This window comes from Ruminococcus sp. AM42-11 (assembly GCF_003480145.1).
In the GTDB taxonomy this organism is placed as follows: domain Bacteria; phylum Bacillota; class Clostridia; order Lachnospirales; family Lachnospiraceae; genus Blautia_A; species Blautia_A faecis.
The window spans coordinates 19,047-31,511 of the sequence record NZ_QUIO01000048.1; the positions used below are offsets into that span (position 1 = coordinate 19,047).

Annotated in this window: 9 protein-coding genes and 1 pseudogene; all 10 read left to right on the top strand. The window is 48.1% G+C overall.

Going from position 1 to position 12,465, the window contains the following annotated elements; translation table 11 throughout:
- The first annotated feature begins 1 nt into the window (after window position 1).
- The 10 genes and pseudogenes from DW904_RS19600 to DW904_RS19645 all read left to right on the top strand — a co-directional run bounded on the left by DW904_RS19600 (window position 2) and on the right by DW904_RS19645 (window position 12,322).
- A complete protein-coding gene (locus tag DW904_RS19600) occupies window positions 2-1,693 on the top strand; it encodes a lysozyme family protein (protein ID WP_005333517.1) in 1,692 nt (563 codons plus the stop codon).
- A gap of 10 nt (window positions 1,694-1,703) precedes the next feature.
- Entirely contained in the window at window positions 1,704-2,324 is a 621-nt protein-coding gene (locus tag DW904_RS19605; protein WP_023921583.1) for a DUF5038 domain-containing protein, read from the top strand.
- A pseudogene (locus tag DW904_RS19610) lies at window positions 2,321-5,517 on the top strand (ATP-binding protein). Before DW904_RS19605 ends, DW904_RS19610 begins: the two are co-directional and overlap by 4 nt.
- A 56-nt stretch (window positions 5,518-5,573) precedes the next feature.
- Window positions 5,574-9,206, top strand: coding sequence for a VaFE repeat-containing surface-anchored protein (locus DW904_RS19615; RefSeq protein ID WP_226861981.1), 3,633 nt, complete (start codon window positions 5,574-5,576; stop codon window positions 9,204-9,206).
- 67 nt (window positions 9,207-9,273) lie between these two features.
- Window positions 9,274-9,636 carry a hypothetical protein gene (locus DW904_RS19620; protein WP_040015509.1) on the top strand — a complete coding sequence of 121 codons (363 nt, stop codon included), beginning with the start codon at window positions 9,274-9,276 and terminating at the stop codon, window positions 9,634-9,636.
- 62 nt (window positions 9,637-9,698) lie between these two features.
- Window positions 9,699-9,974, top strand: a complete 276-nt coding sequence (locus DW904_RS19625) for a hypothetical protein (protein ID WP_008373818.1) — start codon at window positions 9,699-9,701, stop codon at window positions 9,972-9,974.
- Between the two features lie 160 nt (window positions 9,975-10,134).
- A complete protein-coding gene (locus DW904_RS19630; RefSeq protein ID WP_005333505.1) occupies window positions 10,135-10,554 on the top strand; it encodes a DUF3268 family zinc-finger domain-containing protein in 420 nt (139 codons plus the stop codon).
- A 13-nt stretch (window positions 10,555-10,567) separates the two neighbouring features.
- On the top strand, window positions 10,568-11,155 hold the full coding sequence (locus DW904_RS19635; protein ID WP_005333504.1) for a sigma-70 family RNA polymerase sigma factor: 588 nt from the start codon (window positions 10,568-10,570) through the stop codon (window positions 11,153-11,155).
- Window positions 11,156-11,175: 20 nt separating this feature from the next.
- A complete protein-coding gene (locus DW904_RS19640; protein WP_005333502.1) occupies window positions 11,176-11,862 on the top strand; it encodes a hypothetical protein in 687 nt (228 codons plus the stop codon).
- A 13-nt stretch (window positions 11,863-11,875) separates the two neighbouring features.
- Window positions 11,876-12,322: a hypothetical protein gene (locus tag DW904_RS19645; protein ID WP_005333500.1), complete on the top strand. Its 447-nt coding sequence runs from the start codon at window positions 11,876-11,878 to the stop codon at window positions 12,320-12,322.
- Window positions 12,323-12,465: the final 143 nt, after the last annotated feature.

The window sequence follows — 12,465 nt, forward strand, 5'->3', positions numbered from 1 at the left end:
CATGCCAAAAACAGCCTTGATGGGCAGTCCTCTTGCTGTCATCGGTACAGTATTCCGGCACAGGCGCACCCTTGCGAAAACTGGAGCAGCCGTCGGCGGTGTACTGATGCTTCCCATTCTGTTCCTTGTCATGCTTCCGGGACTCGTCTTCGGAGACCTCTCTGAAAATACCGGAGCACTGACCAGCAACACGGTAATCAGTGAAAATATCCGGGCTTCCAATCAGGCAATCGTGGAGGTGCTTCAGGAAAGCCATGATGCACTGCTTGCTAAGATCAATGCGGAAATTGCCAGACTCCCGGAAGGAGATACTGCCTCTATCAGCGATCCTTACGCTTCCAGTATCATCGTAAATGCGAACCAGCTCATCGCACAGTTTTGTGCCAGCCAGGATGACTATAAAAATATAAATATCAGCAAACTCAAAAGCCTGATCCGGGAAAACGAGGACGGGCTTTTTTCTTATGACGTTACTTCAGAAACGGCCACGGTGGAAGTTCCGGCGGAAGAGGAAAATGCACCACCCAGAAAGGTTACTTTTACCCGCCATACCTACACGGTCAGCTATGCCGGAGATGCCTACTTTGCAGATCACGTCTTTCATCTGACCGATAAGCAGAAAAAAACGGCAGACAGTTATGTGGAAAACCTGACCATGTTCTTTGGCGGCTCCGCTTCCGGTCTTGCCATGGCGGTAGGTGTCAGCGATGAGGTGCTGGCTTACCGGGCTACCATCCAGCAGGTCGCACAGAAATACGGCATGGAAGCTTATGTGGAACTCCTCATGGCAGTCATGATGCAGGAAAGCGGCGGGCGTGGAAGCGATCCCATGCAGGCGGCAGAAGGCGGCTTTAATAAGAAATACCCCCATGTCCCCAACGGCATCACCGATCCTGCTTATTCCATCGAATGTGGGATTCAGGAATTAAAGTATGCACTGGATAAAGCAGGATGTACCGGACCTACCGACCTGGACCGCATCAAGCTGGCGCTTCAGGGTTACAATTACGGCTCCGGCTATATCGACTGGGCAATGGAACGTGACGGCGGTTATACCAAAGAAAACGCCATTGCTTATTCGGATATGATGTGTGCCCGTCCGAACTGGCATTATGACCGGTATGGGGACAAGGAATATGTGGAGCATGTTCTCCGGTATTATCAGATTACCAATACCGGCGGAAGCTATCCGGCAAACGGAATGCAGATTCCGCACTATCTCCAGACCGATTACGGGAACATTCCTTATGGCGGCGGCTCCATCGCATCTTCCGGCTGCGGGCCTACCAGCTTTGCCATGATCGCCAGCTACCTGACCGGGAATACCATTACCCCTCCGGATGCGGTGGCATGGTGCGGGAATTCCTATTACAAGCCGGGAGTTGGAACCTACTGGAGCTACTTTCAGGCTGCAGCCAGTCATTTCGGCTGTGGCAGCGTCACACAGACCAGCAATGCCAATACGGTACTTCAGGCACTCTCCGAAGGCTGTCCGGTCATCTCCTCTCAGCGGGCAGGACTTTTCACCAGCGGCGGACACTTCATCGTACTCCGAGGTGTTACGGCAAACGGCAAGGTACTGGTCAATGATCCCAATGACAGTGACGCAAAGAACTATATTAACCGTGAATTTGATATGATGTCGGAAATCCATGCTACGGCAAATGCCTACTGGATCTTCGACAAAAAATAAAGGAGCCATTATGAACAGAACAAAAGTGATTCTTTCCATTTTTCTGATGCTGTTTCTGCTGCTTGCCGGACTGGTTCTCCCCAGTTTCTGGAAAAGCCAGAAAAAAGAAGCTTCCGGAAACAAAGGCAGGGAACCGGCAAAGGAAACAACAGAAACAAATTCTGATACCCCCATGCCGGAATATCTGGATTTTGATGCTTTAAAAGCATTTTTCTCCGACAGCCAGATTGCTTCTCTCAAAGGGCAGTTTCCTGTCTACCTAAAAGAGTATGTCAAAAAAGAACAGACAAGCATCACCTTCCTGCCGGAAAAAACCAGCTACCCTACCGAAACAACCGTCTGCCTGATGTTTTCACTTTCCGATCAGGATACGCTTCCGGTTACCTATCACACCCCGACGGGTGTGTTTTTATTTGGAGAAGACGGGGTACAGGTCTCTGCAGATACGACTGTTTACGAAAAGCAAACCGATGATTCCCTGCCGTCCCTGACTTCGCAGGACATTGAACACCTGCAGGAAGGCGGGTATCCGGATACTTCTGACAGCCCGGAAGCTCCGGACACAGAATCCGGCAGTGCCTCTGTGCCTTCCGAAGATGCGAAAGATACGAAAAAGGAGGTGCAGCCATGACACAGCCAGAAGAAACACCGGTTTCCTTTATCCCTTCCAACTTCATTGAGAAAGGCAAGATCCTAAACGGAACTTTTGACATCCGCAATGCCATAGAAAGCATTGTTCTTTCCCTGGCAATCGGTATCCCTGTTTTCCACCTGCCGCTGTCCCTGACTGCCCGCATCATCATTCTCTGCATGACCGCACTTCCAGCGGCAATGGTAGCCCTGATTGGAATCGGCGGGGAGAGCATCACTGCCTTTTTGATGAATGCCCTGCGTTTTGTAGTGAACCGCAGGGTAATCTGGAGGTCCGACAGTCTTCCGGAAGGAAAGCCACGCAGGAAACCACGTTTCAAAGAGCCAAAGACAAAGAAACACCGGAAAGCAGAAAAAATGGCAGAGCCTTCCAAAGTAATGGCATCGGCTCCCCCACAGTCTGAACCGGACGCACCAGCTCCGCCAAAAAGTAAAAAAAAAGAACACCGGCAGTTTGATACCTCCACCAAGCGGGGCATCAAAAAACAGGCAAAGGAAGATATCCGTTATCTGAAGTGGGAGCAGAAAGAAGCCAGCCGACAGAAAAAAGAGGCGGCGAAACAGATAAAAATACAGAAAAAAACGGAAGCCCGGAGACGAAAGGAGGAAGAAAAACGGGCAGTTTCCGAAAAGCGGGCTGCAAAAAAAGAGCAGAAAAAAAAGGTGGTTTCCAAGGAGGACACCTCATCTGCCACGTCAAAACCCGTTTCCCGGAAAAAGCGAAAGAAAGACCAGACCTTGGAGGATTATCTTCCGGTGGAAAAAATCGCAAACGGAATCGTCTATACCACAGACGGACGGTACGTGAAGATCCTGGAGATTGAACCAATCAACTTTCTGCTTCGAAGTGCCAGGGAACAGCAGGGCATTATCTACAGCTTTATCAGTTACTTAAAGATCAGCCTGTCAAACTCCAGATCAAGATGATCTCCAAAAAAGCAGACATCAATAAGCATCTGGAGCAGTCCCAGCTGGAGCTGGAGCGGGAAACCGATCCCCACTGTCAGGAACTGCAGCGTGACTACATCCAGTTTGTCCAGAACTTAAGTTCCAGAGAAGCAGTATCCAGACGGTTCTTTCTGATCTTTGAATATGAACCATTCAACGCAAACCGAAAGGAAGAGGAACGGGAAATCCTTGCTGCTCTTGAGACAGCCTCCCAGACCGCCAAAACCTTTCTATACCAGTGCGGGAATGAAGTGGTCTCCCATGACAATGAGGATGAATTTACTACGGATGTTCTCTACACCCTTTTAAACCGTACCCTTTGTACGGAGGTTCCGCTTTCGAACCGGATCAGCACTGTACTGTCCGCCTATACAAAGGAAAATCGCATGGAGGAACTGGATCACATCCGGATCAACGAGTTTCTCGCACCGGAAAGTGTGGATTTCAAGCACTCCCATTATGTGCAGATCAATGGGCTTTACCATTCCTACCTGCTTGTGCCGTCTGACGGCTACAAAAACCGGGTAACTCCCGGATGGCTGTCACTCCTTGTCAATGCCGGGGAAGGGATTGATATTGATTTCTTTCTCCAGAAACAGCCAAAGGACAAGATTCAGCAGCGTCTCGGTCAGCAGATCCGTATCAACCGTTCCAAATTAAAGGATGCGTCCGATACCAACACTGATTATGACGATCTGGATTCTGCCATCCGCTCCGGATATTTTCTGAAGCAGGGACTTGCCAACAACGAAGATTTCTATTACATGAATCTTCTCATCACCATTACTGCTTCCACGTTGGAAGAACTGCAGTGGCGGATTCAGGAAATGAAAAAGCTCCTGATCTCGCAGGATATGAACTTACACTCCTGCTACTTTTTACAGGAGCAGGGATTTTTATCCTCTCTGCCGCTGGCAAATCTGGACAAGAAGCTTTTTAAGCTGTCCAAGCGGAACGTACTGACTTCCGGGGCGGCAAGCTGCTATCCCTTCGTCAGCTACAGTATCTGCGATGATAACGGAATCCTCTTTGGGGTAAACAAGCATAACAATTCCCTGGTCATTGCGGATATCTTTGATTCCAGGCAGTACAAGAACAGCAACATCTGTATCTTAGGCTGTTCGGGAGCAGGAAAGACCTTCACCATGCAGACCATGGCACTAAGGATGCGAAGAAAAGGCATCCAGGTGTTCATCATCGCTCCGCTAAAGGGACACGAATTTTACCGGGCTGCAAGGAATGTCGGCGGAGAATTTATCCAGATCTCTCCTGCCAGTAAGAACTGTATCAACATCATGGAAATCCGGAAGGTAGACAATTCTGTAAATGAACTGCTGGACGGACCGACACTGGATGCCTCCGCACTGGCAGGCAAGATCCAAAGGCTTCACATCTTCTTCAGTCTGCTGATCCCGGATATGTCCCATGAGGAGAAGCAGCTTCTGGATGAAGCCCTAATCAAAACCTATGCCAGAAAAGGGATTACACATAAAAATGAATCCCTGACAGATCCGCAGCATCCGGAGCAGTACAAAAAGATGCCCATTCTGGAGGATGTCTACAATGTCCTGCTGGAAAGCGAGGATACCAAACGTCTGGCTCATATCCTGAACCGCCTGGTTCACGGTTCTGCTTCTTCCTTTAACCAGCAGACCAATGTGGACCTGACCAATAAATATACGGTACTGGATATCTCCGAACTGACCGGTTCCAGCGATCTTTTAACGGTCGGCATGTTCGTTGCCCTGGATTATGTCTGGGATAAAGCGAAGGAAAACCGTACCGAAGAGAAAGCCATCTTTGTCGATGAGGTCTGGCAGCTCATCGGTGCATCCAGCAACCGGCTTGCAGCGGAATTCGTACTGGAGATTGCCAAGATCATCCGTGCTTACTCCGGAGCCGGCATCTTTGCCACACAGGATTTAAACGACTTCTTTGCTCTGGATGACGGGAAGTACGGCAAGGGTATCATCAATAACTGCAAGACCAAGATTATCCTGAACATGGAGGATGAAGAGGCACAGCGGGTGAAGACTATCCTGCATCTATCGGAAACAGAAGTAATGAACATCACCCATTTCCAGCGGGGCAACGGTCTGATCTCAACCAACAACAATAACATCACTGTGGAATTTAAGGCTTCCAATCTGGAAAAGGAGCTGATTACCACAGATCGGCAGGAGCTTCTGGAAATCCTTGCGAAACAGAAGAAACAGGCTGTGTAACTTTTGGCAGCACTGACGCTGCCCTTTTCATTTGAACTTCAAGAAGGAGGAGACTTATGTTACAGACATACAAATCCTATACCAGACGGACGCTGGCTATGCTGCTGGCAGTCCTTGTCGCAGTCGGCGCATTGTTTTCCGGCAGTTTTCCGGTTCATGCAGCCGACGGCACCATCAGCTATAAGGCAGGTGCCAATATCCCTTACGGCAGCTATTTTACCTCCCGCATGAGCTTTGACGGGAGCAATACTGCCTACTGCGTGGAACCACTGAAGAAAACACCTTCCTCTGGTTCCTATTCCTATGACCTTTTAAGCCAGAACTCCCCGCTCAGAAAAGCGCTCTACTACTTAAACGGCGGTTACGGCTACGATAAAGTCGTCAAGGATAAATATTTCAGTGGCTGGAGTGATGATAACAGCTATGTCATCGGACATCTGGTTGTCGCTTACATCTATGCCGGTAATTCCGCTGACACCGGAGCTTTCCATGGCGCCCCGCAGTCCTATATTGATAAAGCACTGGAAGTAGCCAGTGCCATTCAGGGACTTCCGAACCCGCCGGAAGGCTTCCGGGCATTCATCGTTCCGGGACAGGGCAGCCAGACCATTGCCGGAAGCTGGTATCAGGTTCCAAACGGCTGGATCGAACTGAAAAAATCTTCTGCCAACGGAAGCGTATCGGACGGGAATCCGAATTACAGCTTAAAGGGTGCTGTGTATGGGATCTATCAGGGTGAGAAGCTCATCCAGAAACTGACCACTGATGAAAACGGGTATGCCAGATCCGGCGAACTGGAGGAAGGCGATTATACCATAAAAGAGCTCTCTGCTTCCAAAGGCTACATTGTAGACACCAAAGCTCACAAAGTCACCGTAAAAGCAGAACAGACTTCTGCTGCAAACGTAACAGATATTCCGCAGAATAATCCCATGAATCTGGTGCTTGAAAAGCTGGATGCCGAAACAAAGAAAGCCTCCCCACAGGGAGCAGCTTCCCTTGCAAACGCAGAATTTACAGTCAAGTTCTATACCGAGCAGTCTGACAGTGATCCTGCGGAAGCTGGAAAGAAACCGGCACGTACCTGGGTATTAAAAACAGATGTTTCCGGAAAGATGCATTTTACCAAAGATTCCTTTGTAAGCGGCGATGCCTTTTACTATACCAGTGATGGCAAGACCGTCTGTCTTCCGCTCGGTACCATAACGGTACAGGAAAGCAAAGCCCCTGCCGGATACCAGCTCAATCCAACTGTCTTCGTACAGAAAATTACAGGTGACGGTAAGCAGGAAATGGTTTCGGTATACCAGTCTTCTACCATAGAAGAATCTGTCATCCGTGGCGGAGTGAAGATCCAGAAACGTGACAGCGAGACCGGAGAAGCAAAACCGCAGGGTTCTGCCACTTTGGAAGGTACTGTCTTTGCGATCACTACGTTAAATGAAAATCCGGTATTAGTAGACGGAACATCCTACACGAAAGATCAGGTTGTCCTTACACTTACTGCCGATAAATCCGGTTCTGCTGCAACTGCAAAAGATGCTCTCCCATTCGGACATTACCGTGTGGATGAAACAACTGCACCTTCCGGTTATCTGAACAGCGGAAAGATCTCTGTAGAATTTGACATCACAGAACAGGGAAAAATCGTGGAACTGACTGCAAAAGACAATTCCATCTCCAATCAGGTCATCCGCGGGGATCTGGAATTTGTCAAGATTGCTGACGGCAGCCAGAACCGTCTGGCAAATGTGCCATTTAAGATCACTTCCAAAACAACAGGCGAAAGCCATGTGATTGTGACAGATGCCAACGGTTATGCCAGCACTTCCTCCAAATGGAACAAACATACCGCAAATACCAACCGGGGTGAGTCTTCGGAAGACGGCATCTGGTTCGGCACCTCCAAACCGGATGATTCCAAAGGCGCTCTCATTTACGATACTTACACTCTGGCGGAACAGCGTTGTGATTCCAACAAAGGCATGGATCTTTTAACCTTTGAAGTCAAGGTTTATAAGGATTCTGTTCTGATACAGGTTGGAACTCTGACCGATGATGCCATTGAGATCGGCACGACTGCTCTGGATGCCGAGACCGGTACACACATGAGCCAGCCGGCAAAAGAAGTGACCATTGAAGACGTTGTGGAATACGAAGGACTGAAAAAGGGCCAGAAATACAAACTGACTGGAACCTTAATGGATAAAAAAACCGGGGAACCAATCCTTGTGGATGAAAAACCGGTGATTTCTGAAACTGAATTTACTGCAAAGAAATCCTCCGGCTCCGTCAAAGTAACCTTTACCTTTGATGCAACTTCCTTAAAGGGAAAAACAACCGTTGTCTTCGAGGAATTATATCAGGATGAGATGCAGCTTGCAGTCCATACCGACATCAACGATGAAGACCAGACCATCTATTTCCCGGAAATCAAGACTACTGCGAAAGATGCGGACACGAACTCCAATATTTCCTGTGCAAAGGAAGAAATCACGCTGGTGGATACGGTTTCCTTTAAGGGGCTGGTTCCTAACCAGAAATATGAAGTGACTGGAACTCTGATAGATAAAGAAACAAAGAAACCAGTCGAAGCAGACGGAAAACCGGTGACAGCAAAAGCATCCTTCAAGCCAAAAGAATCCGCTGGTACGGTAGATGTTACCTTTACCTTTGATGCCAGCTCCTTAAAAGGGAAAACAGTAGTTGTCTTTGAATCCCTGGCTTACAAAGACAAGGAAGTTGCCGTACACACAGACATTGCGGATGAAGGACAGACTATTTACTTCCCGGAAATCAAAACCACTGCAACAGATGCTGCTTCCGGCACACACTATGCAAAACCGGAAAAAGAACTGACGCTTACAGACCTTGTGGAATACAAAAACCTGATCCCAGGCAAAGAGTACAAGCTGACAGGAACACTCATGGATGCGGAAACCGAAAAACCTTTCGATGTGGATGGCAAAGCTGTGACTGCAGAAACAAGTTTCACTCCGGAAGAAGCTAACGGCAGCGTAGAGCTTTCCTTTACCTTTGATGCCTCTGCACTTTCCGGAAAAACGCTCGTGGCATTTGAAACAATGACTTTTGAAGATCACGAAGTAGCGGTACATGCGGACATCAAAGATGCCAACCAGACCATCTACTTCCCGGAAATCAAAACCACAGCCAAAGACGGCAGTGACGGGGATCAGGATGTCTCTGCTTCCAAGGAAGCGACTATCGTAGATACGGTCACTTATCATGGTCTGATGCCTGGATCTGAGTACAAAGTCATCGGAACCCTGATGAATAAGGAAACCGGAGAGGCTTTGTTAAAAGACGGAAAACCAGTTACCGCTCAGGCAGAATTTAAAGCAGAAAAAGCTGGCGGCTCTGTGGAAGTTACCTTTACCTTCGACGCTTCTGCTCTTGCCGGACAGGATGTGGTTGTCTTTGAAAAGCTCTACTATACAGACGGAAAAACCGAGCATGAGATTGCTTCCCATGAGGATCTGAAGGATGAAGGTCAGACCGTACACATGACGGAGCTTTCGAAAGAACCGGAGACGCCTCCGGTAGCTCCGCCTGTAAAGACCGGCGATGAGACGCCGCTTCTCCTGTATGCCGGAATCGCCATAGCTGCACTTGCAGGTGCAAGTGTCCTGGGCATCGTTTACTTCAAACGCAAAAAGAAACATCAGTAACTCATAACGAAGACTCCTGCAGGCAGCTCCCACATGGAACTGCCTGCTTCTTTAGTAGGTGATGAATATGAAACACCCCCACTGCAAGACAGATGCCAAGCACATCCGTCATTTTCTGAACCTCTGTGAAGGGAACTGGCACTCCTGTATCTACGTCTGGTGCCGCACTTGTAACGCACAGGAAAGCTGTGAGAACTCTGGCTTTTTATTCCATCCGGATGAAACGGGAAGCCCCTGCATCCTCCCTCTTTCAGATGCAGCGCTTTTGTTTCCCCGGATACCGGAGCCAACCGAATGTACCGGAAGCATGAGCATTGCTGCTTTTACAGAGCTTTATCTGCCCTATCTGGCCGCTCAGAAGCTGCCTTTAAAGCCATGTCCCATTCCGGCACTGCTCCGGCTTCAGGAGAACCAGCAATATGACTGGTAACAAAAAGTTGCACTTTCAGGCTCTTATACGTACAGGATATGTAAAGAAAGGAGGCACTGCCTATGTTAAACGTAATTTCAATCATCCAATGTATCGATCAGGTCTTTACGAACCTGATATTTATTCCCATGATTTTTGTCCTGTATGTGAAATTCCGTCCGAAAAAGCCATGGACCAGAAGGCGCAGGAACACTTACCTGCTCTGTCTGGTACTGATCAGCTTATTCCTGCTACGGATTTTCTGTGAGAAGTTCATCTTTACACCGGTTAATTATCCACGTTTCACAGACAGCGGCTTATTCCCGCTCATCCGAGCAATTTTCTATCCCGGCATCTGAAAAATGGGGATTCGTGCCATTTAGTCCGAATCTGGGATCAGTATCCGCTTGCGTCCTATGGGAATTCATCACCTGCTTACTTACAATATAAGTATACAGTACGTACTGGTTATTCACGTACACGTTACGTATCGTGTATGTACAAGCGAGGTGAAAACAGATGAAGAAACCAAAAATCATCCGCTGCCCTTACTGCGGCGGAACAGCAATATTAAGAGATGCATCCTTTGTATATGGAACGCATTCTCATGGCGGACAGGTTTATGTCTGCTCCCACTATCCATCCTGCAATTCCTATGTCGGGGTACATCCGGGAACCAAGATACCAAAAGGAACGCTCGCCAACCGGGAGCTTCGTCAAAAGCGGATTCAGGCACATCGAATTTTCGATCAGATCTGGCAACAGGGCATCCTTTCCAAACCGGAAGCATATCGCTGGGTGGCAGATAAGTTCTGTCTGACAGATAAGCAGGCTCACATCGGACAGTTCAGCAACTATATGTGCGACCAGCTCATTCGGGAATCCGCAGATGTTTTAAAGAACAACCATATTCCCTTCCGCCTCCGGGCAGCCAGCTGAAAGGCGGTGATTGATGATGACCTTACCACTAAATAAAAAGCAAAAACAACTGGTGGAAAAATCCATGGATCTGGTTCCGATCATGATTCGTTCCATGACCCGCACCGCTGCCTATGTAACTGAGGAAGAACAACAGGAATTATGTCAGATTGGATATCTGGCTTTGTGCCGGTCGGCTGTCGGATTTGAGGAAGGAAGATCATTCCAGCCTTATGCCAAAACTATCATCCGTCATGCCATCTTTGACTACTGGCGGAAAATTGCCCGTGACCGCTCCATGCTCTGTTCTCTGGACGAAGCATCATCTGAAGATGAACATCTCCATTATCGTGATTTGTTTTCCTACGAGGATACACAAACAACTCACCCGGAAAAGGACACAAACCAGACCTTGCTTCTTGAGCATTTAACCCAGCTTGGCACCGGACAGTCCTCAACTATTCAGAAGGGAATTGTAGCCCTCTATCTGCAACAGCAGGGATATACCAGCTTTGACTTGGCAAAACACTACCAAGTACCAGCCAATCGTGTACGGGCATGGCAGAGCAAAGCACGGAAACTATTACAGCAGGATGATGCACTCTATGCACTTCTGACTTAACCTTGAAGGAGGGAACTTTTATGCTGACACTTTATACTGCTGTCGGAACCTTAAAATTTCAAAAAACGACAGGCGGAAAATCCATTCCTCTTGTAATCAACGATGGACAAGAATATGGACTATCGGATGACGAGCTGCTGCTCTGGAGCTGTCTTGCCTTCCAGATTCTGACGCTCCATGAACTCCAGGATGCCTATACCCTGCGCCAGATACAGAAAGAAGGTCCGAAAGGCTTATCCTTCCAACACTATCTGAACCGACTTTCCTTACGCGGTCTGGTTGTAAGCGGAATTGGACTGACAGGGGTGGATGCCTTATATCGCCTTCTCGGCAGTCTGACCATTATTCCCTTGAAGGATACCTTTCCCATCCGGCTCTTTGGCTGCGTTCAGCTTTATCTGGAAGGAACTATTGGTGCAAAAGAGTTTGGCAGATATTTAAAGAAGAAACCCTCTTCACCGATGGAAGATACCATTCTGAAGCTGGCTGATAAGGTATCCCTCACGACCGCTGAGCTTGTCACAAGTATGGAGCAGGAAAAAGTAATCCACAACGAATCGGATATTATGGATGAGTTATACACAGAACCGGAGACAACTTACCAAACACTTGTGGATGATGTCCAGATTCACCATACCCAGTATCCAGTGCTGCAGGCTATTGCTAATTTGTACCTGAATAAACAAATCACATTTCATACATGTTAAAGGAAGGAACCTTATGCCAAAACCATTTTTCACAAAGCTGGTTGCCATCAGTGCAATCGGCTTTTTCTGTGTACTTTTTGGGTGCATCTTCGGGATCGCCACCCATGACCGGCTCTTTATCCTCATGAGCCTCCTCATCGGAATCTGCAGCATCTTGCGTGCACTCAGTTTCTACCACCTGATCCATACACATGCTTATCTGTCACTGGACGTAAGCTGCACGAAACGGGAACAGACACTCTTCGGGAAAAACCAGCAATATTGGTTTGCCAGTGATAACGGAAAGGAATACGCCTTCTCACTGGAAAAGAATATCAAACTCCTAGAGGGACATCGGTATCGGCTGTACTTCCGGAAACCACAGCAGGGAACAGGGCAATCGATGCCATGTGCCGGAGATATTCTCGGATATGAAGAACTCACCGATCAACTGCCGGAACTTCCGGATACATCCGTTTAGATAGAAAATGAGCCGCCCGTACTGCATCACCCCTTGGTATGCTCCCCGTCAAGAGGACAATAAAAAATAATAAATTTTTGTATCGTCAGCCATGCTATAGCTGGCGATATTTTATGCTGCTTTTGTATATTGCTCATGATATT